Origin of the sequence: Sphingobacterium sp. UBA5996, from assembly GCF_002429765.1 — a bacterium.
Classification (GTDB): domain Bacteria; phylum Bacteroidota; class Bacteroidia; order Sphingobacteriales; family Sphingobacteriaceae; genus Sphingobacterium.
The window spans coordinates 318895-344632 of the sequence record NZ_DJAS01000003.1 but is presented as its reverse complement, the minus strand read 5'-3'; the positions used below and the strand labels follow the sequence as shown (position 1 = coordinate 344632).

Annotated in this window: 18 protein-coding genes; 1 reads left to right on the top strand and 17 read right to left on the bottom strand. The window is 37.3% G+C overall.

Annotated elements, in window-relative coordinates:
- Nucleotides 1-4 precede the first annotated feature (4 nt).
- The 17 genes from B3E00_RS02485 to B3E00_RS02405 all read right to left on the bottom strand — a co-directional run bounded on the left by B3E00_RS02485 (nt 5) and on the right by B3E00_RS02405 (nt 23010).
- A complete protein-coding gene (locus B3E00_RS02485) occupies nt 5-436 on the bottom strand; it encodes a nuclear transport factor 2 family protein (protein ID WP_209580406.1) in 432 nt (143 codons plus the stop codon).
- A 613-nt stretch (nt 437-1049) separates the two neighbouring features.
- Entirely contained in the window at nt 1050-2054 is a 1005-nt protein-coding gene (locus tag B3E00_RS02480; protein WP_293936709.1) for a hypothetical protein, read from the bottom strand.
- Nucleotides 2055-2104: 50 nt separating this feature from the next.
- Nucleotides 2105-2296, bottom strand: coding sequence for a hypothetical protein (locus tag B3E00_RS02475; protein ID WP_293936707.1), 192 nt, complete (start codon nt 2294-2296; stop codon nt 2105-2107).
- Nucleotides 2297-2393: 97 nt separating this feature from the next.
- Nucleotides 2394-3257, bottom strand: a complete 864-nt coding sequence (locus tag B3E00_RS02470; protein WP_293936705.1) for a DUF4302 domain-containing protein — start codon at nt 3255-3257, stop codon at nt 2394-2396.
- Between the two features lie 5 nt (nt 3258-3262).
- Complete coding sequence (locus B3E00_RS02465; protein ID WP_293936702.1) at nt 3263-4177, bottom strand: zinc-binding metallopeptidase; 915 nt, start codon at nt 4175-4177, stop codon at nt 3263-3265.
- A 1-nt stretch (nt 4178) separates the two neighbouring features.
- Nucleotides 4179-5777: a RagB/SusD family nutrient uptake outer membrane protein gene (locus B3E00_RS02460; RefSeq protein ID WP_293889577.1), complete on the bottom strand. Its 1599-nt coding sequence runs from the start codon at nt 5775-5777 to the stop codon at nt 4179-4181.
- Between the two features lie 3 nt (nt 5778-5780).
- Complete coding sequence (locus B3E00_RS02455) at nt 5781-9359, bottom strand: SusC/RagA family TonB-linked outer membrane protein (RefSeq protein ID WP_293936699.1); 3579 nt, start codon at nt 9357-9359, stop codon at nt 5781-5783.
- Between the two features lie 260 nt (nt 9360-9619).
- On the bottom strand, nt 9620-10768 hold the full coding sequence (locus tag B3E00_RS02450) for a FecR family protein (protein WP_293936696.1): 1149 nt from the start codon (nt 10766-10768) through the stop codon (nt 9620-9622).
- Between the two features lie 46 nt (nt 10769-10814).
- Nucleotides 10815-11342, bottom strand: a complete 528-nt coding sequence (locus B3E00_RS02445; protein ID WP_293889574.1) for an RNA polymerase sigma factor — start codon at nt 11340-11342, stop codon at nt 10815-10817.
- Between the two features lie 447 nt (nt 11343-11789).
- Nucleotides 11790-12230 carry a hypothetical protein gene (locus B3E00_RS02440; RefSeq protein ID WP_293936693.1) on the bottom strand — a complete coding sequence of 147 codons (441 nt, stop codon included), beginning with the start codon at nt 12228-12230 and terminating at the stop codon, nt 11790-11792.
- Nucleotides 12231-12260: 30 nt separating this feature from the next.
- Nucleotides 12261-12875 (bottom strand): hypothetical protein, encoded by a 615-nt coding sequence (locus tag B3E00_RS02435; protein ID WP_293936690.1) that lies wholly within the window; start codon nt 12873-12875, stop codon nt 12261-12263.
- A gap of 367 nt (nt 12876-13242) precedes the next feature.
- Nucleotides 13243-14571, bottom strand: coding sequence for a DUF4302 domain-containing protein (locus B3E00_RS02430; RefSeq protein ID WP_293936687.1), 1329 nt, complete (start codon nt 14569-14571; stop codon nt 13243-13245).
- A gap of 3 nt (nt 14572-14574) precedes the next feature.
- Entirely contained in the window at nt 14575-15945 is a 1371-nt protein-coding gene (locus tag B3E00_RS02425; RefSeq protein ID WP_293936685.1) for a substrate import-associated zinc metallohydrolase lipoprotein, read from the bottom strand.
- Between the two features lie 4 nt (nt 15946-15949).
- Nucleotides 15950-17422 (bottom strand): RagB/SusD family nutrient uptake outer membrane protein, encoded by a 1473-nt coding sequence (locus tag B3E00_RS02420; RefSeq protein WP_293936682.1) that lies wholly within the window; start codon nt 17420-17422, stop codon nt 15950-15952.
- Between the two features lie 11 nt (nt 17423-17433).
- Nucleotides 17434-21054, bottom strand: a complete 3621-nt coding sequence (locus tag B3E00_RS02415; protein WP_293936680.1) for a SusC/RagA family TonB-linked outer membrane protein — start codon at nt 21052-21054, stop codon at nt 17434-17436.
- 230 nt (nt 21055-21284) lie between these two features.
- Nucleotides 21285-22436 carry a FecR family protein gene (locus B3E00_RS02410; protein ID WP_293936678.1) on the bottom strand — a complete coding sequence of 384 codons (1152 nt, stop codon included), beginning with the start codon at nt 22434-22436 and terminating at the stop codon, nt 21285-21287.
- Between the two features lie 52 nt (nt 22437-22488).
- Nucleotides 22489-23010: an RNA polymerase sigma-70 factor gene (locus B3E00_RS02405; protein WP_293936676.1), complete on the bottom strand. Its 522-nt coding sequence runs from the start codon at nt 23008-23010 to the stop codon at nt 22489-22491.
- Nucleotides 23011-23419: 409 nt separating this feature from the next.
- Between B3E00_RS02405 and B3E00_RS02400 the strand changes: the two genes are divergently transcribed.
- Nucleotides 23420-25729 carry a putative monovalent cation/H+ antiporter subunit A gene (locus tag B3E00_RS02400; protein ID WP_293887860.1) on the top strand — a complete coding sequence of 770 codons (2310 nt, stop codon included), beginning with the start codon at nt 23420-23422 and terminating at the stop codon, nt 25727-25729.
- Nucleotides 25730-25738: the final 9 nt, after the last annotated feature.

Sequence of the window (25738 nt, the reverse complement as noted above, 5' to 3'; positions counted from 1 at the left end):
GTTTCTATTTATACGAGTTTACGGAGCTTGCAACTTTCCAGGTACCTGATTCATTGACCAATGTCACTACATCTGTTTTGATGAAATTGTCAAACTTCATGGTGATACGTGCTACCATATAGTTTTCAGATTCCTCCAGAACTTCAGTATGCGTCCTGCAGTTCAATTTTTCACCTTTTTGTTTTTTCAGGAACGAAATAACTTCCGAACGGCTGTTGGTACGAACTGATTTCCCTTGAATTTTCTGATTAAATTCCTGAGCGAACAACTTTTCTACGCCCTGAGAAGCGCCTTCCGTCATTACGGACACATAACTATCGATGGCCAGATCAGCTGTGGATAGGTTCAATGCTTTTCCAGGATCGGTAGTTGCCATTGCGAAAGTTGATATTGTAATCAATGCTGCTGCTGCGAATGTCTTTACTAAAGTTTTCATAATATTGTACTTTATCGTGTTAGTTTTTTGTTTCTTTTCTTATTGTCGCAAGGATCTTGATTATGTTGCATCATTTCCTTTAAGATTCTGATTCAAAAGTAAGACAACGCAGCGTTCTATTTTATTACATTTCGATAAACAAAATAAAAAAGTCGGTAAATGGAGGGAAAGGAGCGGTAAATAAAAAATAACTGAGCGTATAGCGTATACTCAATGGTAAAGGATTATTTTTCCTATCAATTGGCAAAAAATTGACCAAATTCAGTTAGATATTAGATTCGGTTAAATTTTGAATATCATCGATATCTTTAGGTCTATTACTAGACTTTTTACGTAGACAACATCAAATCCCCATTCATTGAAATTGAAAGAAAAGGCATGATTGTATTCCTGGAGGCAAAGTGTTTGGGATTGTAATTTGCAATTTTCGAGACAAGCGCGAAATGTGTTTTCCACATCGTTATTAACATCATGTGGAAAACTGAAATTTTACTTCAATTTGCCAACTCTCCTATAAAAGATATTCGAGAATATTTACGTAAAACTTATTAGCAAATGAATTAAGTCAAGACATTGATGAAACAATTGCGTCCATGTAATTTTTCCCAACCATCTATTTTATTCGAATAAAGGTACCATTAACATAGTCAAGCTTCTGTGTATAGTAGTTTGTTTCTGGTCCCGATACCAACATGCCCCCTATCGCACCTAACAGCACTGAAGCTACAACAACATTCGTTGCAGCGGTGGTTTCTTTCACTGGCCCCACGAAAATGAAATCATCCTCCTCCCTGATTAATGCGTAAAACTGATCTTGACTTGAAATAAAAGGATTACCATTGTACACCACTGCATAATAATCTTTTGGATTTAACTTTTTAAGTTTACCTTTTTCATTTTCTTTAAAGAATCCCGAATAGAAGTCTCCATCTTTTAATTGTGCAGGTCCACCTGAAGGTATTTGACGCACAAACTCTTCGTAGGTGAGATAAAGTCCATCTTTATAAGTGGACGTATTGTATAACGCTAAATGTCTCTTTTGAACAGAATCGTAATTTTCAATTTGACTTAGGGTGTAAAGTTTTGTGGTATCGCCTTTTTTGGTTAACGCATCACAGATCAAATTATTGACAACGTCGCTAGCACGTGCCAAAGTCGCTTTGGTTACATCCATCCCTTTCACTATAATAGACGTATCTACCTGAGCAACTTGCAAATAATTTCCATTTCCTTTCTTAGCAAATAAAATTGCTCTAAAATCCAAGAATCCTTTTTCGGAAAAAGCACCCGTCAATTCCGCAATACAAAATTTTTCAAGGCGCATTAGTAATTCGTCGTCGGCTTTGCGGCTTGCTGTCATATCTTCCAATTGGCGCTGCAGTTGCTTTTCCAATGATGGTTCAGCCACTAAAAATCGATTTGCGTTGAGCATACCTACTTGTATGACGCCGAGGTTATCTTTTATTTCTCGTGCATCGTATAGCCTTATTTTGCCATACTTAGCATGTTCAACTACTTTATTCGGTTTCTTAAATTGAAATGGCCTGTTTTTTTGCTGCGCTTGCAAGGCAACTGTATTTATAATACTAATCAACAAGATGACAATGATTCGTTTCATTGGAGCTTTAATAGATTTTCAAAAATTAGGCAATACGCTAAGTTATGCTATTAATTTCTTTTCTGCAATGTCCATACTTCTTTATGGATCACAGGCTTTCCTTCCTGTTTACTATCTATATCTTTTATAGCAAGTTCAAGAAAACCATTCACGAAAGCATAATGATAAGTTAACTTTACGGTAGAAGCAATAAAGATTTTAATGAACGGCGATAATACATAAAAAAGGAATAGACTCATCATAAAGACGACAAAAAAACCCTCTCAGAAACATTTGAGAGGGTAAATTTAATAAACTTAATAAAATACTATCTGTGTAGCGTATAGGATATATTAGATTTTAGCTTTGTGGAACTAATTTGATTGTTCCAGCATCATTCGTAAAGTATCCCTTCGCATAGCTACCTGTTGGTTCTACATACTTCAATTCTCTAAACTTCACTCCATTGACGTCATATTCTGTGTAAAATTCAAGTCCAGTAGGGGTATAACGATAGGCATATGGTTTTGAATTTCCAGCGATCAATAGTGCTCTCTTCGTTGCCGCTGTTGCAAATGTTGCAGGAAAAGATTCAGTTCCCACTTCAAATTTGTAATTTGAAAAGGCATGGAATTTTGTAAGTGCAGAACGATATGTTGCAACAATTGTGGTAGCCTCTGAAGATTTGATTGGAACCATCACAACCTTATTGTACGACTTTCTACCTTCCATAACAATGGAATCAGCTGACGCTTTTGTTACCAAGAAATCATTTTCGCCTTTCATTCCTTCATTAACGGAACCGATTTGCGCCGTTAAGAAACCAGGTAATTGATATGCACTTGATTTATTAAAATACCCTGGCAAAGCAAAATAATGAAAAATACGATTATAGGTATCGAACGTCAAAATTGGCCCGGCCCCCGGAACCACTATGTAAGTGCTAGTCTGTGCCGCCAAAGTCGTCATGTCACCTTCCACAGTCACATCGACCGAATTGGTAAATTTTGCAAATAATGTATAACCACCAAATTCCAATGCACTGCTAGGATAATATTTAATCATCCAACCATCTTTATTAGCCTGCAACATTGTATATACATTGGATACACTTGCATTCAAACGATCAGTCGGACTTTCATCAAAGATTCGATCCATTTTCTTTTCACAACTTACGCTCAAAGATAAAATGGCTATTGCGAATATAAATAGTTTTAATTTCATTTTTCTTAATTTAAAGTTGTTTGATCAAACGTACTAAGTTTAGGATAACGGGCAATAATATTAGCCCGTAAAATGTCCATATCGATTCCCCATTCGGACTTCATATAGCTTTTTACAATAGCCAATTTTGATAGTATCAATGCCCTTCCCGCTGCTGTTGAATTTTCGACATTCAACATGGCATCAAAATCCGCCTGACTTCGCGTAACATAGAATGAATAGAGTTCAGCAAAATCTTCCGTATCAGCCTTAGAAGCATACGGGGATATAAAACCTGCTGCTATAGCGGATCCTATTCCGACCGGCGTACCAGGATACTTCGTATTCCACTCGTCTTCAATATAGTTACTTCCCGAAATCTCTCTAAAATTGCTCGGATAGGGTTTATTTTGATTTAAAATATGTTGAAATTCATGGTGTACTGTCTTAAAGAATCCGTTATTCAAAAACTGGGAATTTTTACCAGTAGTTTCATTCAGCTCCAATAAATTGTACAGTGAAACTTTTGTGCCGGATTCAGCTGTACCGAGTATAATGACGCCGTTTGTTTGTACAGGTACAGAACCTGTATAAGTAATGATCTTTGGAAAATTACTTCTTAAAAACTGGGTACTTCCAGTTACTTCACTATACGGATCCATTACCAAAAATAACATTAGTTTTGACAAACGAATAGAAGCGTCATAAGGAGCCGGCACCAACCGATAGGTCATATTAGATTCGTTGTCATTATATTTATAAAGTATTTGTACGTTATAAGGCTTCGTATAGTTGTTGTATAAATAGTTGTCTAAAGCATTTTTCGGAATCTCTGAATCCACAAAAACACTTTTCGAATCCAACTTATCCTCTTTATTACAGCCTGAAAACATCACGCCACAGGATAATAATATTGATATTAATAGGGTATTATTTTTCATATTATCTAGGATTAGGAGTTAAACCTGCATTAATAACATCTTGCGGCAACTGTATAGCACGTCTTTTATCACGTTTGGTGAGTATATTATCTGTAACCGTATATGTTAGATTACCATTATATACAGCTGGTGCCTCCCTTCTTGTAATTTCTATTCCGTAACGTTTCACATCAAACCATCGCATACCAGTTTGTAAAAATTGTAGCCGTTTTAAAGATAATACGGCATGAAGCATATTTTCCTGCGTACCAGGCTCAATGGAAAATTCTGGATTCAATTTTTTCTTTGGGGTAGGTGTGGTTGGCGTAAAATAATCAAACGAATTTGCCCAATTATTAATTGAAGCTTCACTTACTGTTGCAGGAGCATTGATCGTATTATTGTCAATATGGATTTGCATATCAGAGAGCGCTGCACTATAATTTTTCAAATGAATATTCGCTTCCGCCCGATTAAGTAGGGCTTCTTCCGATACGATTGGGGCATAAACGCCTTTTGTATAACCGATACCTGCAACTTGATCGGTATATTCAAACATTCGCGCCACATGTGGAAAAATAACTTTATTTGTTGTAGTACTGGAATAAATTGCAGCTTTAATTCTGTAATCAGTACTTACCTTAGCCTGTCCGAAAGGTTGCTTGGCAAAGATAGTTTCTGTCATAGCGATACTACCACCGTGTGCTAACCTATTGTTTGTAGAATAATTTCCAAACGTTTGCCCCATAGAAGAAGATGCCGTAGCAATCAGAAAATTTGCTTTAACAGAACTCGCATTGTACTCGCGCGTAAAGTTTGCATAAGTCGCTGAGAAAGTAGCTATTGTCTTATAATCCCGTAACGTGATGGCTGGGTTTTCACCTAAAGCCAATGTCGCATACTCCACAGCCTTGGTCCAATCTTCCATAAACAAAGCAACACGAGATGCGAATGTATAAGCGGCTGCACGATTAAAATGATATTTTGCTACACTTGAATTCGCGTACGAAGCATCATTAATTAATGGTAACCCTTCTTCCACATCTTTTTTAATATAATCATAAACCTCTGCGACAGTATTACGCTCATACTTAGGGTTTAAAGTAGTTTCCCCCTTTGTCATATAAGTTATACCAAGATCAGTTGTCGCATGTGTCTTTGAATAATTCTGAGCAAAAACATTGACAAGTATCCAATGATTATAGGCTCTAGCCAACAATGCCTCCCCTCTTTGTGCACTGAGACTAGCAGGATTTCCTTGTTCTTCAATTGCCTGTAAGGCAGCATTGGCACTGGCTATTGAACCATAGCATGCACCCCAGATGCGTTCAATGCCGTCGTTATTCGTCTCCGATATATCCTGCCATTTATAGATTTCTTCTATAAATCTCGGATAGTTTAAATATACCGGACCAACATCGTCGACATTGTCTGAAGACAGCTCAGTAACAACAACGTAAGCGCTGCTAGGATAAGCCCCTACAAGCATTTTACCTATTTTGTCTGTGGTATTCAACTCGGCTCTATTATCTGGCAATTCATCAAGGTACTTTTTACAGGACGATAGGCCCATCGCCGTTAAACCGGCAAAAATCAGTATATATGATAGTCTATTTTTCATATGCTAAAATCCCATTTTTAAGGTTAATGTATATTGTTTTGCAATTGGTAAAGCTACACCGCCTGAATTAACGAATTCTGGATCCTGTCCATTTAGACGCTTATCTGCATAAATCAACCATGGATTCACCATATTGAAACGTACACCTAGATTAGACATCTTTAAGGACTTAACGATATGTTTCGGTAATTCATAAGCTAATGAAATATCCTTCAAGCGAATAAAGTCACCTTTAGCAACTGTTTCAGTAGAATAATTGTACGCATTGTACGCATACCGATACTGACTGTTATTTCGAATAAAACGAGAATCCAAAATGACAGGTATATTGGTGAGCGCTTCTTCACCAGGAACTGTCCAGGCATCGGCAAACTCTCTCGGCATGGCATCCAGATCTGTATAACCTGTTTTATACGCAGGATCCAATCGTACGACATTTCCAAAAGAATAGGTAAGAAATATATTCAGTTTAAAATTTTTGTAAGAGAATACGTTTCCAAAGCTTCCCATATCTGTTGGTTCGGTAGGACCTTCATACTTTAAGAACCCAATATTATTTCTTTCCTGAAAATAGACACCTGTAGTTGTTTCAGCGCCATCGATGTAATTATAAACTGGTAATCCGTTGTCAATAATACGGTTGAAAGGAATAGAAAATAAGGGGCGTACCGGATAACCTTCTACACCGTATCCACCTAGCGCAATTAAATCAGAAACTCTGCTGTTATTTTCCAATGAAGTAATTCTATTCTTCGCCTTTGAATAGATAAAATTCGATACCCAAGAGAAATGCTCCTTTTTCAATATTGTAGCAGATAAACTAAGCTCAATACCATTAGATTCCATATCTGCCACGTTACCGTACTTCAAGATTTCTCCTCCTAATCCCTGAGTATTGACTATGCCTATAAGATCGTAATTTTTGCGTTTGTAATAATCCACATCTATGGCAATACGATTTCGGAACAAACCGATTGAAGTACCAATATTAAGTTCGTGCTTTTTCTCATAGGTCAACTCAGAGTTTTCAAGATCCGAAATAGAAAGACCAGTTTCTTTATCAGCTGTACTTGGTCTCCATGGATTATAGCTTTGAATGATAATTTTCGAATTGGTTACAAAGTCTGGCCCCCTATCAGCAGTCAAACTATAGGAACCTTTAAAACTCAGGTTTGAAAAAGGCGTCTCCAAGTTTTTAAAGAAATCCTCTTCCATCACATTCCACATACCCGAAACATTCCATGTAGGCATCCAACGCGCAGATGTTGTACGTCCTAAGCGATTTGTACCTTCATAACGAAATGTTCCATTGACAGTATAACGATTGTCAAATGTATAATTTGCTGTACTATAAAAAGCAACCTGTCTATTTCGCGCAGGGGCCACATCACCGTTCTTTTTACGATCTATAGAATAGTAATCAGCATTTTCTTCTTGATTTTTCTTAAATAAGGTGTAATCAATATATGGAATCTCTCCTAGATCATATTGCAAGCCCCAACCTCTAAACCAGTTTTGATTACGATTTACAGAATTAGATTCGGCTCCCGCAAATACATATAATTTATGGATATCGTTGAATGTCTTATCATAAGCTGCAGTAAAGCGCAAATCACGGGTAAACATCTTGTTGTCTGTACGATTATATATCCCTCCAGCAGGCAACACAGAAACCGGAACAGCATAGGGATTACTTGGATCAGTATATAAGAAAGGATTTGCATCACGAATAAACGTTGTTGGCATCCATCGGTAAGCTAATGCCTGATTCGAATGATCCTTGATATAATGCTGCTGCGAAGTTTGTTGATAGCGTGTTGCAGCTAATAACCCTAGTTCGAGTGCTTTAATGGGCTTCCACTTTAGTTCCCCCTGGAATTTTATATCAGCAGCATTGATATCCATGTAATTGTTGTCTAACTCATGCAGGATATTAAATGGAGCATAATTCCGTGTATAGAACTCGTTAGGATCGAGGGTACGAGAATTCCTTAATGCATAGGTATATGGGTTGATATCAAAGTCTCGCTTAATTTCCATCGAGACCCGATCCACCGATGAACCTATCGTACCTGGTGCTCTTTGATCCCTATAAGAACCATTTGTTCTTAAATCCAATTTTAGGTTATCGAACAAATTATAGGATGCATTAAACATCCCAGTATAGCGCTTCACATCCGATTTGCGCGTCCAGCCATTATCAAAAACACCACTTATAGAGGTATAATATTGTGCTCTATCTGTACCAGAAGAAAGGCTGACCGAGTGATTTTGCATGATTGTCCGGCTGAACAACTGTTTAAACCAGTCTGTATTACGGTATTCAGCTTGTCTTAGGTAGGCGTTTCTTGCCTCCTGTGTATTTTCTAACTGTCCCGCTTTGATCAACTGATACATTTTCCCATACACTCCTGATTCGGACCTATTTGCCACATCGGACATTGTAAGCCATCCTCTCTGCTCAAGTGTTTGATAGAAAGCCATTTGCTCTTGCGAGTTCATGATATTAAAATTATTATAAGAAGGAATAGCTCTGGATGTAAACTCTCCTACATAGTTTGCAGAATTTCTACCGGCAATTCCTTTTTTTGTTGTAATAACAATAACACCACCCATCGCCCGAGCACCGTAAATGGATGTCGCTGAACCGTCCTTAAGAACGGTGAAAGACTCGATGTCGTTCGCATTCAATCCAGCTACGGCAGAACTGATCAACGTCAATGCATCTCCGGAAGAAAGATCATCCGATGAAACATTCGCCACATCCTCTATAATGATTCCATCAACTACCCAAAGTGGTTTTGAACTACCATAAATCGAGGTCGCCCCACGAACTCTGATTTTTGGTGCTGATCCAAATGTACCAGTTGTGTTCTGTACTGATACACCGGCGACACGCCCTTCCAAAGCTCTCGAAGGGTCAGGTAGTCCGCCCAGTTCAATATCTTTCATATTGACTTTAGCGGTAGCGCCTGTAAAGGTTCGTTTGTCAATCTTAGCTCCAAGCCCCGTTACAACAACTTCCTCGATTTGATTTTCATTAGAATCCAATACGATAGATACTGTATTTCTATTATTGACAGCAACCTCCGTATTGTTAAATCCTATATAGCGGACAACCAATACAGCATTTCCGCCAGCATTTATCTTAAAATGCCCGTCTGCATCTGCTTGTGTGGAAATGGAAGTTCCTTTGACCGTGATTGTAGCGCCAGCCAGCGGATTTCCGTTAGCATTTTTAACGGTTCCAGTGACAGACTGTTGCATGTTGTCTGAAACTACTTCGCTCTTTTCATTACTGTTAACAGAAATTGTATTTGCTATAATCTTATACTCGATATTTTTATCTCTTAGTATCGAGTTCAACGCCTCTTCCACAGACGCATTTTTTAGGTCGACTGTAATACGAGATTTAGCGTTTAAGTTTTCGCTGTAGAGAACGCGTAAGTTGGATTGCTTTGAGATCGCAGAAAGCGCCTCCTCAATCCGTGCATTCCTCATTTTCAATGTAACTTTTTGTGCTGTTCCTTTTGCTTGGACGCCAGTTACAAATGCGAATAAAAGGCATGTACTAATTTTCATAATACGTAAGGGTTTGCAAAACCGATGGTCTTGGGGTAACAAGGACCAGGCTTTGCTTAATGGTAAGTTATTCATACATTTACATTTTGTGGTTAATTAGGTAATTAATAGTTCACTTTAAAGTTATGAGCCCTTTAATCGCATGTTTGAACAGGTATGCGCCAACATTCCTGTTCTCTTTTTGCGGGCATTTTAATGATTGGGTAGTAAAGTTATATCATAAGCCTGGCTAAATTAATTTTTATGTCTATTTAAAAAAGTTAGATTTTATTCTCGATAATCAATTCTTTGCCACGAATCTCAAATTTAAGATCGCTGACGTAAGATAGCATTTCCAATACCTGTGAAAGTTTTACGTCTCGCTGTATGCTGCCGCTATATTCTTTATTAAGTTTAACATTCCCTCTAAATTTCACATCTAAATCGTACCAACGAGAAAGTTGATGGGCAATATTTACTATAGTTTCCTTTTTAAAATAAAACTCATTATTATGCCAAGCTAAATCTTGCAATATATCAGCTTTTCCTTTTATAAGGTTACTTTTCGAAAGCGAGGCAAATTCTCCAGGATTTAATTCAAGCGTATTATCCTTCTGCCTTACTTCAACCTTTCCTTCAACTAATGTTGCTCGAATATCATCGTGATAAGCAAAAACATTAAAGTGAGTTCCCAACACCTTAATTTCACCAGCTTTTGATTCAACGAAAAAAGGTTTGCTAGGATCATGTGCCACTTCAAAATAGGCTTCGCCTTCTAAACGTACTCTCCTCTCATTTGCTGAGAATTGTGCTGGAAATGTTAGATTAGACTGCGCATTCACCCAAACTTTAGTACCATCACTCAATGTGATTTTATAAAAACTAGCCCGCGGTACAATTAAAGAATTCTGGGAAGATTCGAGCTTATTTTTGCCATTTTTAACAATCAATTCTGCAGCATTCCATACAAAAGTTTTATCGCTATTGTAACCATTCGGTTTAGTATTGTTTAGCCGAACTTCTTTGCCATCTGCCATCCGTAAAACAGCTCCACTTTTCGCTGGCGCTACATCTTGACTTAGGTTTAGAGCCGAAATGCTGCCATCATTATCTTCTTTTTCCATTTGGCTGTACCATAGATAGAAGAAACTAGATAATAGCACCAGTGAGGCAGCAATACCAATAAACCATTTATTGTACGATCTATTATTTTTGTTAGTAAGCCTATCCCATGCTTTATTTGCATCTAACTGCCCAACAATAGCTAGATCTTGTTCAATATTCTTCGCTCTTTGAAATGAATCCAAAAGCCGTCTGTTATGGTCACTAGCTTGTAGCCATTCTTCAAATTGATTTTTCTCCTCTTCGGTCAATTGACCATATAGAAATTTTTGAAGAAGACGGGAGATATGTCCTGAGTTTTCCATCATTTTGTAGAATAAAGAAACTTAAGACAGGCAAAAGGGTGACAAGAATTTAAATATTTTTTAGCAAAAATATAATAAACGGCAAAAACTCAGGATTTAGTCGCTTTAAAAGCATTTTCATACCGCGTTGTTTTTGAGTTTTTACGGTATTAACACTAATTTTCAGTTCCTCGGTTATTTCAAGATTTGATAAACCTTCCAAATATCCAAGACGAAACACCTGTTGACATGACAAAGGCATTTGTTCGATAATTTTATAAATTTCTTGAATAACCTCACTATGAATCATATTTAATTCGAGGGCGATATTATCCTCTTCCGTAAAACCGACTACATTCCAATATTTTTGCCGAACTTTCTCATGACGAATATGATTATAGCATGCAAAACGGACAGCACTATACAAATAGTTTTTTATAGCAATATCATTATCACTGACCTGTTCTGTATTTTTAAAGTAAGCGATGAAGGAATCTTGCACCAGATCTTCCGCGACAGCTAAATCTCCGACAATTTTCCAGGCAAAGTGGCAAAGCCCATTATAGTGTGTTTTAAATAATATTTCTTCCTTCTGCATAGTTAGATATCTTCCAAACTACAAATCGTGCTTCATAGTGGAAATTTTTAGGACATATATGTACATCTCAGCGGATGCCTAATAATTGAGCAGTAAAAATGCTTAATATTTTTTACTTTTTTAAAAAAAAGTTAGCAAGGAAAATTTGAACTCATATTTTGTCCATATAAATCTAAAAAAACAGATCTAAAAAATAAAAGCTAATTGCCTTAGGGGGAGTAAAACGAAAAAAATAGAGCAGTTTATAAAATGAGATCGTTCCCGAGACGAGAGTTTTAATTGTAACAAGACACTTGCCGTTTATCTATATCCAACGGATATCCCGATAATTATCTACAATTTTCTATGTATAATGATAAATTAGGAGTAGGCTAGTACGATAGAAGATACGAAATTCTCGAACAAGAAGACCGAAATAGTATAATAAAGTATGCTCAAAACTATAGACTATTCACATTGTACAACATCGATATTGGGTGTAATCTGTTTAAGTTCATTGATAAATTCGGTAGCATTTTCTGGATCAACAAATACGTGGTCAACCACATTATAACGTAAGACCATTCCTCTTCTGTAAGGTTTTAAAACTGTAAATCCCATTGATCCAAACCAGTCAACCTTATTTGTTTCTAATTTGTGTATAGAGCGAATATCTATCGATTTTACACCAGAGATCGTCTTAATGAAAAGATTGTGACCTTCAATCCAATAGCGTTTAAAAAAAAATGTAAAATACCAGATTGATAGACATATTCCAAACAAGAGTAATGTGCCGAAATAGCGTTCTTTTTCAAGTCGCTCAAATAACAATATTCCAATAAATATGATCACGACTATTCCCCAAACGTAGCTTCCAAAATTTATATGCGTTTTAAAGACTTTTTTCATTGCTAATAGTTTTTTAATGGATCAATTATTTTAATTTCTGACAGCTAAATCTCGCTTAACAGTAATTGGAAATAAATTGTAGACTTGGTGATACTGTTCGAAATCATCTTTCGTGTTCACCAATATATGATAGATATGAGGGATGACTTCGCTGTTAATATTATTTTTCATAAAGATTATTTCGTCCTTCAGCAGTTCGGTCTTGACATTTACTAGCCAATCTTTCGCTAAGAAAGCATTTATTCGCGCTGAATCTTTGAATAATTTAAGATCATTGAAATGAGTTGCTACTTGCCGAAGACTGTCTTTCTGATGTCGATTTTTTGCCTTATAATAATCCAATAAGGTTAAGTATTCATTATAAAGTTTATTGTTTTCTCCATCGGATACGACCGTCATTTTAATTGATTCGCCTCCATTCTTAGTCAACAACAGTTCTTGTAGTTGCTCTTGGTGATAGACGCTATCAAATAACAGTTTATAATTATTGGACTCTTTTGAATCCAACCAAAATGTAGTTGACATATAATATTTTGGTTTGCCGAGCTCGGGCTGACGAGCAAATCTTTCCTTCTCTTGAGGCCTTACAATATCCCTATCCCATGAAACAGTGAGTTGATAAATTCCCTTGTGTAATGTTTTCATATGAAGATTAATATTCTTGTCACGACTTGTATCAGAAAGCACCTTAATTCCTGTACGCGTATTATATATATCGATATAAAAAGGATCTTTTATTGGAATATCACCATCGATATATATTTGGCCTGTAGTACCGCATCCAACTAGAAGAAATAAAATGAAACTCAATAGCAATCTCCTTGTATTGCTTATTAACCCCGGAGTATTAGCCTGCTTTAAATACATATATTTATCGATACAATTTATCATAATGTAATATGGATAGTTATCTCTTTAAACAATAGCAAAAGCTATAGTTATTACTTTAATACCCCACAATACTTTCCACAAAGATATCGTGGGGCTTATCACATAAAACTGTGATGGTAAATTAGTAAACGAAAGAAAAATAATAATTAGGATCCTCGACGCTTGTAAACTGTATTCCTGACCCAAAATCTTTATCCGTTATGAATGAAAGTTTAAAATCATGATTGATCATTTTCTTAAAGAATGTGGCATTCATATAAGGAACCATGATTCCTCCATTATTTGTTGTATTTTTAATCGAAAGAAAACGTATTGTGCCTTTTTCGAGATCAATTGAATAATTCATTACATAACCACCAATAAACCTTGTATTCCCTTGGTAAATATAGCCATCCATTGTTATGAGTTTCTTTGCGTCATTAAAATTGTAGAAAGAATCTCCTACTGTGAGATTATAACCGCTTGTTTTTGATAAACGCACGTACTCATTCCAATCTATTACATAACTTGCAGACCAAGTTTTTAATGGTAAGTAGCTAGCATAGCTGTAAATACCCGGTTGGAACATATCGGTAATTGCAGTCCCCAATTTATACTGCGGCGGTAATAAATAATCATTCGATTTCTTTATAACAAAAGTTTTTCCAGAGAAAGCATGTAGTTTATACACACCGTTGTTTTCAGTAATCTTTGAAAACTTTTCACCATCAAAGGTTGAATCACTGAGCAACGTCATATTTTTTTCCAAATTGTATAAATATGGAATCTGTACGCTCTCCACTTTACCGTCGATCATAGCCATTAGGGTAATTTGTTTTGCTGAAGTGTTTAGTGTAAACTCACAGTTTGCCTTATTTAGCATAACAGTGTTTATCCCATTTCCGAAGTAATCATTTACATCATTTATACTAGTCCAAAGTTTTTTGCTTAAATAAGCACCTTCTTCTTCCGCCGTAGCTTTTATTAATACAAGCGGTTGTACAAACTTGCGACCCTGAAAAAACAAAGTATCTCCATGGGTTTTCACGTAATCGTATTCATTGTCACTACCGAGTCCTTTTCCAGCCGCCCCACCATAAACACTAGGATCAGGATCTTGTAACATGGTAATATAATTATACGTATCAAAAGATAGTGTAGCATACATGATTTGACGTATGCGATAAGTAGATTCCTTTGCTTCTGTAGCAGTCGTTTCGTTTAGATCTGCGACCATCTTCAGGCGATCATTCTTATCGAACCGAATATAGAATCCATATCCACCTTTAGATATTTCGGTGGTTGTATAGGCTTTCCATCCGTATGGTGCATCTACCAAGGTTCTTTTGACATACAACAGCGTATCAGATATCCTTTCGTCGGGATTACCGAATATAGGATCAATTTCTTTCGGTTTACTACAACTAAAAGCCAATAGGACCAAAAACATTAAATAAAATATCTTTTTCATAATTTAATACTTCCTTAAATTTACTTTGCCTATGAATGTTGCATTCGCATCTTTTACATCCTTCAAAATCAAAAACTGCAGATAGTCGCTCGGATTTACCTTTAAATCTACTTGTTTCCACTCCGCGGAAAAGCTGGTGCTACCTAGATAGTCGATCAACGGTTTAGTATCTTTCAATACCCAATCAATGGCCCCATTATTGTAAATAGTGCCTGTACCTTGGGTAGCAGACTTAGAAATTTTAAAAGTATTATCTGCATTTTTTAAAATATCAAAGTCATAAGCCGCAGTATAGGTCGCGTTATTGTCACCAAAAGCAATGCTTAATGTTGCTTTTGTGGCTGAAACGAACTGAAATGTCATGGATTTTGTAGTCCATCCGCCAAGTTCATCCAAAATAGACATAAAAAATAACCTTTGCTTGCTGGAAATAGTGTTCTCTAATCCCCACGTATTCCTTATATCCCAATCCAAAGAACCTATAAAATCACTACTTAGGGCGGTTGCAGCAGAATAACGTGTTGATTTATACTTTTCGGTCATGACACGCTGAAATTCTATCTGCAACTGTGTTACATCAATGTTAAAATTCTGCATCATATAATCCCGTACAATTGCCTCCTTCTGTTTAAACTTAGGGTAAGCATCCTTTCCACTATCATAAGCAAAATCATCATAATATAATTGACCTGCAACGATTAAATGAGATAGAACTTCCGCAAAATCCTCACCGATAGATTTTCTAGAATATGGTGTAATAAAGCCAAGTGATCTTGCTTTTGCCTGGCTGTTTTCTTGCGCAGTCCAATTCGAGTAATAATCTCCCGCACAAATTTTCCCAAACTCCGCAGGTATAAATCTCATCTGATTAAGAATATGGGTAAATTCATGATGAATAACCTGAAGGTTTCCAGTTACCGAATTGGAATTCGCAATATCAAAATTATTAATCCCGTACAAGGTGATCCGTCTACCGCCATCTGCAGTACCTCCTTTTACTGAACCATCCACATCATAGTCTCCAGACCCAAATAAAGCAAATTGTTTAGGCGTATATGTTTTTATAAATGGAACCCCTCCAATATTCTTATAAACATCTAAAAATCCATTAATAACTACATCCATTTGCGGAATAACTTTTGACTCATCCGCTGGTGCAATATTTTTATTGATATCATGCATATTTCGCTGATACCGATAGACCACTTCAATATTATAGGGATCGGTCAAATTCTTTGTAATCCATTCATCAATATCTCCTGGAACAAAGGTGTCGTAATTTTCAATTTTCGCATTCAGCTTCTCCTCTTTCACACAGGAATATGAACTGGCGATTAGACCGACTGTGATACATATTTTTGTTATTGTTTTCATAAAATTACCTTGGATTTTGTTCAACACCGGACAACTTCGCTTCTTGTGGGATCTGGAAAACACGTCGTGGATCCTCAGGTTTCAATTCGATATAAGACTCGCTTTCATCATTGGCAATGATAAGATGCTTCACTGTTATCCCTTTCCGAATAATATCGAACCAACGTAATCCCATAGACATGAAACCAACTTGCTTAAACTGTAGAACGGTTTGAATAAGTGCTTCTTTATCATCTTGAACCCCGAAAAACAACTTAGACTTTGCAGCTGTTACAGCATGATTTGTAGGATTGTAATTTTCAATTCTATTGCTTGCCATTAAATTCATATCGGCTATACCAGCTGAAATATTACCTAATTCCAAATAGGCTTCAGCTCGATTCATTAGCGCCTCATCTGTAATTAATACTGGAACCATAAGCATAGGAAATCCCGTATTCGCGGTGGCATTTGTTACATACCAGAATTCCTTCCATATATAGGTAGTATAATGTGGAGCACCATAGGAGACACCAAAATTATAGAACTTTGCACCAGCAGCAGTTGTACCATTATAAATGTTTTGGAACACATTTATACCCATAGCATAGCGATTATCCCACCAACGTTGATAACCGCTATAAGTTTCATTGATCAAAAGGCTATAGGGCTGATCTGCCTTGGAAAAGACTGAATGTACTTCCTCGAATGTCATTTTCTTGAACGTGGAATTATAAGGTATCAATTTTCCTGCAAAATTTCCTCCCGCGAAAATCTTATTAGCATTGTCCACAACTTTTTGCCATTCGCCTGTGAACAAATAGAATCTAGTCGCAAAAGCATGGGCAGCAGCTGGTGTAAAATGGTATTTGGGTACATTCCACTCTGCAGGGTTCCCGTCTAAAAGGGCTAAACCTTCTTCCAAATCCTTCCGAATATTATCATAAACAGATTTAACTGTCCCGCGATCATACTGCTTAATCACAATAGTCTCTGGTTCAGTAACGTAAGGAATTCCAGGAGACGTATTGTTCTCTGGATTTTTATAATCGTAGACTTTGGCAAAGAAATTAACAAGCATAAAATGTGAATATGCCCTTGCAACCAAAGCTTCCCCTTTAAATGCAGCAATCTCCTGTCCAAAATTATTAGTTTCAATTGCAGCCAAAGCATGGTTAGCGGCTGCGATAGCTTCATAACAATTGTTCCAGTAGCTATTGGGACTATCCGTATCACTGTTGTTGATATCTTGCCAACGGTATAAGGAAGGAACCGGTTGATAAAGTCCGCCGACGCCTTTATCTTCTACATTATCCGAATAAGTTTCGGCCATAGCAAGATAATTACCAAAAGGATAGGCTGATGTAATCAGTCGTTTGACTTTATCAACCGTATTGATCTCTGCTCTCATATCCGGTTGCTGATCCAGATATTTACTACAACTGTTGAGAAGCAGTGTTGAAGAAAAGAATAGATATTTAAGATTTGTAAGTTTCATAATTTAATCGTTTAGAATCCCAATTTTACAGACAGAGTTATTTGCTTGGGAACAGGTAAAGCTACTCCCCCGTTATTATAGAACTCGGGGTCTACTCCATTTAATTTTTTATCGGAGTAAATCAACCAAAGGTTATTTCCCACCAAATTTACTTGGGCAGTTCTAAATTTAATCTTGTTTACGACCGATTTCGGAATGTTATATCCTACTGAAATCTGCGATAAACGCAGATAATCTCCTTTTGCAACTCGTTCTGATGAATAATTATAAGCGTTATAGGAATAAACAGATGCCGTACGATCCCCAGCGGCGTTCTTAATGTCAAATTCCGCTGTTAGTCCATCGAGAGTAGACGGAACTACTGTTAAATATTCATCCCCTTTATAAATAAAGCGATTGATTAGTTCCCTTGATACATTATACATATCGAGGTAAACTGGTGAATAATTTGGCTGTAGACGGACCATATTGCCCAAACCAAATTTAAGCAAAAACGAAAAGCTAAAATTTTTGTATTCCAGACGGTTGTAGTAACCTCCGGCGAGCGTGGGATCTACCGGTCCCTCATACTTCAAGAATTCCGTTTGATTGTCCTGAAACCAAAAGTAAGTTTCCCCTGGAGTACCATCTGTCCCAATATAGGTTGGATAACCTCCATTGGCAGCCAGTTTATCAAAATCTAAGGAGTAGAGACCTCTATGCGGTTTGCCGATCATTGCCCCACCCTCTCCAGAAATCAGTTCCCAAATATTGCGAGTTACATTTAGCTTTGTAATCTTGGTTTTGTTAAAACCAAGCGTAAGCTGTGTCCGCCAAGTAAATCCGTTTGGATCCTTAAACGGATATCCTCCAAGCTGAATATCAACTCCATGACCTTTCATATCTGCATAATTGGCTAATTTTTCAAATTGCCCGCCAATCCCTGAAGTGCGAATTGGCCCGATTAAATCAAATATATTACGTCTATAATAGTCAAAATTCAAATCTATACGATCATTTAAGAAACCTAAATCTGTACCAATATTAAGCTCGTACATCTTTTCCCAAGTCAGCTCGGAATTTTCCAAACCATTGATATTGATTTTACCTTCCTTTTCTCCGTCATATGGTCTATAAGTAATGGCGTTATAGAAAACGGCCGAAGAATTAGAAGCATTTCCCATATTTGCAACTAGACCATAAGTCCCCCTCAATCTAGCGCGAGACAAAATCTTATTATCTCTATTAAAAAAGTTTTCTTGATCAATATCCCATGCCGCGGAAACGTTCCACGTCGGTAGCCATCTAGCAACGTTCGTACGCCCCATTTTATTGGAACCATCGTAACGCGTCGTAAAGTTCAAAGAGTATTTATCTTTATAATTATAAGCACCACGCAAAGCATAAGCAAGTTTACGATCATAGGTATAATTCATAGCAAATGGAGCATCGCCAGATTCAATCTGCTTCTTATAGTACCGATATGCGGGTAAAACTAGATTACCATTTCCATATTCAATTCCTGGTCCGTTAAAATCGTGGCTCTGCTTATCCGCATACTGAAGTTCATAGGTTCCAAACAAATTCATGGTATGATCATTCCATTTTTTGTTGAATTCCAAATTATGCCGCATATAATAACTGATCATATTATTATTAGCGACATTGAAAAAACCTCCGTTGGGAAGAATAACATATTTATCCGTATTGGGAAAATCTGGATCAGCATACAAAAATCTGTTTCCTGCGTTTACCGTTTGATCTTGATTCGCACGGTATGCTTTCGAAAGATTGGCATTCTCCGTGATCATATGTTGTCTTTCGGAATTATAGTAGCGATACATTCCGTTAGCAGAATAGGTTAGGGAAGGTAAGACTTTATACGTTATACCAGCTTGCACCTTGATATCCATTAATTTAAGTTTGATATAATTATTATCAAGTTCGTTGAAGATATTAAAAGGCGCATAATCTCGCGTAAAATATTCTAAATCGCCATTTTCATCATATGGAGTAATAATACGACTGGTATTTAGTGCATAGGAGTATGGATTAATATCAAAATCCCGCGAATAGCTACCATATACAGCATCAGAATTACGGTTTAAAGTTCCAGGCGTACGCTGATCGCGAATATTTCCCTGAAAAATAAATTCCGTACTCAATTTATCATTAATTTTATAGTTATTACGGATATTGGCTGTAAAACGCTTTGCTTGATTACCTACCGTGTAACCGGGATCATTCATAAAACTAGTAGAAGCATAAGTCTGCGCCTTAGCAGTTCCTGAACTCATGCTTAATGAATGGTCATGTACAAAACTGTTTCGGAATAATAGATCAAACCAGTCCGTATTTACATTTGCATAACGTTGTAAGAAATTATAACGTGATGGTGCATCATTTCGGAGTTTGAAAGAATCCGTATTAGGATCATATTCGTACATGAGATTGTACATTTTTGTAAATACGCCCCCTGTTCCCGCTCTTGATACCTGAGAGTGATTGAGATACCCTTTATTTTCCATATCTATAACCAACTGCATCTGTTCCGAAGAATTCATGATATCAAATTGATTGTAATTAGGTTTAATATAGGTTGTAAAGTTTCCAGAATAATTGAAATGTACCTGTCCTTCTGTATTTTTACCTCTTTTCGTATTAACCACAACTACCCCATTCATTGCTGCTGCACCGTACATCGCTGTTGCAGCGGCATCTTTCAATACAGTGATCGACTCAATATCATCAGGATTCAAGCCCGCTACAGAGGACCCTAGTAAGGTATTTGCATCACCAGTGGATAACGCTTCGTTGGAGATATTGACAGCCTCATCCAAAATAACACCGTCGATCACCCATAAAGGTTTATTATCTCCCGTTAAAGAAGTGGCACCGCGGACCCGAATTTTTGGTGCGGCACCAAAAGTACCGGAAACGTTTTGCACTGATACACCCGCAGCTTGTCCTTCCAACATTCGAGAAACATCGGGAACCCCAGCACGTTCGGCTTCCTTAGCGTCTATTCTTGTAGATGCTCCTGTAAAAAACTTACGGTCCAGATTCTGATATCCGGTTGCAACAACATTAACTTCATCCAATTTTAAGTCATTAGCCGCGAGCACGACATTTACGCTAGACTTCCCATCCACGGAAATTTCCCTAGTGCCAAATCCAACGTACCGTACAACCAAAACGGCCGATGTAGCGGCATTGATCTTAAAATGGCCCAGGTCATCAGTCTGTGTTGAAATAGAAGTTCCCTTTACAGTTACTGTAGCTCCACTCAATCCTTTGCCATCTTGACTTTTAACAGTACCAGAAACAACCTGTTGCTGCGTATTACGTTCGAAACGACTGCCCTCATCACCATTTACTGAAATAGTGTTCGCAATGATCTTATAATCAATGTGATTATTGCGCAAGACAGAATTTAATGCTTCTTCTACCGAAGCATTTTTTAAGTTCACATTGACCCTTAACTTAGAATCAACGTTTTCCCCATAAAATAATTGCAAATTAGATTGTTTGGAGATTGCGTTCAACGCCTCTTCAATCCTTGCATTTTTCATCTTTAAAGTAACTTTCTGCGCAATGCCGTTGGCTTGAACTCCGGTCACAAAGGCGAAAAGAAGGCAGGTACTAATTTTCATAATACGTAAAGGTTTACAAAACCGTGGGTCATGAGGTAGCATTCGCCAAGTTTTGCCAAATGGTAAGTTATTCATACATTTACTCTTTGTGGTTAATTGGGTTTACTTAATTCGCTTTAAAATTTTTAGGCCTTTTGATCATTTCGGAACAGGGATGCTGCAACATTCCTGTTCTACTTTGCTTCTAAAACCTCTAGGTTAGGTATCGATTCTCACATAAGCACTCCTTTCTATTTGTTTTCGACAATTAATTCTTTTCCATGAAGCTCAAATTTCAAATCGCAGACGTAAGTCAACATTTCCAAAACTTCAGATAACGTAACATCGCGTTTAAAATTACCGCTATACACTTTATCCATTGCGACATCTTTCTTAAATCGAACTTGGACATCGTACCATTTAGACAGCGTAGAAGCAATCTCAACAATCGTTTCTTTCTTAAAATAAAACTGATTATTATGCCATGAAAGATCGTGATCCATATCTGCTTTCCCTTTGCTGAGAAGTTCACCTTTCAGATTTGCATACTCTCCGGGCTCAAGAACAATAACATTGCCTAAATGGCTGACTTGAACTCTCCCGGAGGATAATGTCGTACGAACATTACTACTATAGGCGTTAATATTGAAATGTGTACCTAACACCTTTACCTCGCTTCCTCTAGACTCCACTACAAAAGGACGATCAGCTTCATGAGCGACTTCGAAATAAGCCTCGCCCTCTAGCATAACGCGACGCTCATTTTCTTTAAATTTTACAGGGAATTTAAGCTGAGAGTTAGCATTTACCCAAACCTGAGTTCCATCTTCTAAATTTAACTTATAAAAATTGCCTTTAGGAACAACCAATGTATTAAATTGTATTTCAGCCACTTCTTGAGGGTGATTGATTTGGTCAATGTTAGCTTTATTCGTTAAAGCTACTATTTTCGGATCAACTGCTTTGTTAGACTTCTCCAATGACATAATTGATCCATCAGCCAAAACAAGCAAAGCTCCGGACTTTGCCGGTTGTATATCGCCCTTCACTGGACTGATAATTGCAACTTTCTCCGAAACTTTACCCTTCTGATGAAAAATATAAAAGAGCGACATACCCATCAATACGACAAGACTAGCTGCCACACGGAGAATAGGATTATAATGTTTCTTAATTCTCTGAGTAGTCTCCTGAATATTACGCCAAGCACCATCTTCGTCCAGATTATCTAAAAAGATAAGATCCTCCTCAATATTTTTTGCATCCCGAAAGCTTTCAAGCAATTCATCGTTATTTTTGTCAGATTTCCGCCACTCTTCAATAGCATCCCGATCTGCTATGGTTTCTTGACCACGAAGCAATTTATTAATGAGTTTGGTTATGTAATTGGTATTAGCTTTCATATCTATAGGTTATAAACCCTATAGATTCGTCGAGGGTGACAAGAAATTAAAATTATTTTAATAAAAAAATAATAAAGGGTAAAAACTCGGGGTGCAGCTTATCCATCAAAATTTTCATGCCCCTTTGTTTTTGCGTTTTAACCGTATTTATGCTGATTTGAAGTCTTTCTGTGATCTCAAGATTTGACAGCCCATCTAAATATCCCATCTTAAAAATCTGTTGACAAGCGGAAGGCATTTGAGCAATAATCCGGTAAATTTCATTAATCACTTCGGTATGAATAATGGAACGCTCAACCGAATGCCCATCTTCCTCGTTGAACTCAACCCGAGTCCAATACTTTTCCTTTACTTTTTCATGCCGTAAATGCTTTAAACAAGAAAATCGAACAGCAGTATACAAATAGTTTCGTACAAATGCATCGGATTGTTCCATTCGTTGTTGATCTCTGAAGAATGTAACAAATGCTTCTTGTACCAAATCCTCCGCAGTAGTAGATTCCCGCACAAATTTCCAAGCAAAATGGCACAAACTCCTATAATACGTTCTAAATAATTTCTCTTCTGGGCCCATAATTCTAACGGGTATAACAAAATTGATTAGCAAACAGTCCTCGTAGGCAGATTAACTATTTTAAAGATAGAGTTTTTATTTTTTTTTAACAAGATTTGACATTTTTATTGCATAAAATGTTAATATCAGCCCATAACGATCTTGTTTTTCAATAAAATCATATTTAAACATCCATAATTTAGTAATATTTGGCCTCAAAAATTTCGATCATATTTAAAACAAAAGACTATTCTCCGTATTTATAAATAGAAAAAATGGTCTATAAGCGCCAAAATGTCGCTTTTTTTTACTATATTGTAAACTTTCAAAAAACCTTCATCGCCCTATCAGTGTTGACTAGGATGATATGTCGAAGGTTCTAATTGACAAGTAAAACAAACACTTCAATAAAAATTAAAACAAAGACTAAATGCTATTTACTGTTCTGTCAGGATTAATAACATCGAGCCTTATTGTTCCATTTGGTCGTTTCCTAAAAACCAAATGGGGTTTTATTCTCGCATTCTTACCGGTACTTCTATTTCTATATTTTGCTCAATATATTGTACCTATTGGTCGAGGCTCCTATTTTGTACAGTCAACCTCGTGGGTGCCCTCTCTAGGTATCAATCTGGATTTTAAACTGGATGGGCTATCCCTACTTTTCGCCTTATTGATTACCGGTATCGGAGCCTGTATTTTCTTCTACGCGAATGCCTATCTTAAAGGGCATCGGTATATCGATCGATTCTTTGGCTATCTCTGCTTATTTATGTCAGCGATGCTGGGGCTTGTCCTATCGGACAATATGTTATTATTATTTATCTTTTGGGAATTGACTTCAATCAGCTCATTTTTTCTCATTGGATTTAACAATGACAACAACGATTCACGCAAAAGCGCATTGACCGCTCTTTCCATCACGGGTCTAGGTGGCTTCTTTCTACTGGCAGGTTTCATTTTACTGGGTAATATCGCAGGTACTTATCATATTACAGCACTGCTCGACAAAGTATCACTCATTCAACAACATCCACTCTTCCCCTTGGTATTTGGCTTGGTAGCACTTGGAGCAATTACAAAATCTGCACAGTTCCCTTTCCATTTTTGGTTACCTGGTGCCATGAAAGCGCCAACGCCAGTCTCGGCCTACCTCCATTCTGCAACCATGGTCAAAGCAGGTATTTATCTTTTGGCCCGCTTTTCGCCGATTCTTGGAGGGAACCCCATCTGGATGTACTCCCTGATGGCCATTGGTGGCTTTACCATGCTTTACACCGCCTTTCATTCGCTGTTCAGAACAGACTTAAAAGGCGTTTTGGCCTATTCAACGATATCCGCACTAGGAATTTTGGTTTTTTTATTGGGTCTTGGTACAAAGGACGCCATTATTGCAGCATGTGTCTTTATACTTGTACATGCCTTATATAAAGCCGCTTTATTCCTTATTACGGGAATTATAGATCATGAAACCGGGACAAGGGATCTGACGGTTTTACGGGGACTGCGTAAGGTTTTGATGCCTGTCGCTATCGCCGGTTTTCTTGCTGCACTTTCCAGTGCTGGTATTCCGCTTACTTTTGGATTTATTGGAAAAGATCTGATCTATGAGGCAACACTACACGCAGCACCGGATTTATTTCTCTATTTGACAGCGGCTGCGGTCGCAACAAATATATTATTGGTCTCCGCTGGATTTATGGCCGGTATCAAACCTTTTATGGGGAAGTTGCCCGAACAATTTAGTAAAATCCATCTGCCTTACAGAGCCATGTGGATCCCACCATTACTTTTAGCCGTTCTTGGTGTTATTTTTGGCTGTATTCCGGGACTTATTGGTGAATGGATTGCAGGCCCAACCGCGGTAAGTATACTTGCCAAAACGGAAGTTTTTCAGCTAAAGATCTGGCATGGCTTTAATTTAATCCTGCTCCTAAGTGCAATTACAATTGTTGCCGGCACGCTACTCTATTTCGCAAACAGACCAAGTAATAACAAATTGAGCTGGATCGCGAAATTCAATAAGATTTCTCCGGAATATATGATCAACTTGTGTGCACAGGAAATTGTATTGTTCTCCGCTTTCTTCACAAACAAAATGCACAACGGCTACTTGCGTTCATATTTATTAAAAATTATCTTATTTGCGGAAGTATTGATCGCCTACCAGCTATATCTCGGGGGGCCACTCCATATCAAATGGGAAACGCTATCGCCGGTAAGCTTCTACGAAGTAACCACGGTCTGTATTTTGATCGGTGCTATTGTATTGACCATACGAACCACATCCCGGTTGACAGCAGTCGTGGCCACTAGTGTCGTAGGCTATGCCATATGTCTTATTTTCGTATTTTACAGTGCTCCAGATTTAGCGATGACCCAGTTTACCATAGACACCCTCACGGTAGTACTCTTTGTCTTGGTACTGTTTAAACTCCCTTCCTTCCTGAATCTGGCAAACAGACGCACCGTCATTCGTGACGCCATAGTCGCTGTCATTTTTGGCGTTTTGCTGTCCATGGTAGCACTCCGTGTCCTGCATGAACCAACAACGACTAATATCAGTGATTTCTACGGCGACTATGCTTATGTGCTTGCTAAGGGTAAAAATGTAGTCAATGTACTTCTTGTGGATTTCAGAGGCTTTGACACCATGTTTGAGATTGTCGTGTTGAGTATTGCTGCATTGGGAGTATACAGCTTATTAAAATTACGTTTAAAACCTTCGGATAAAGAATAATGATGTTTA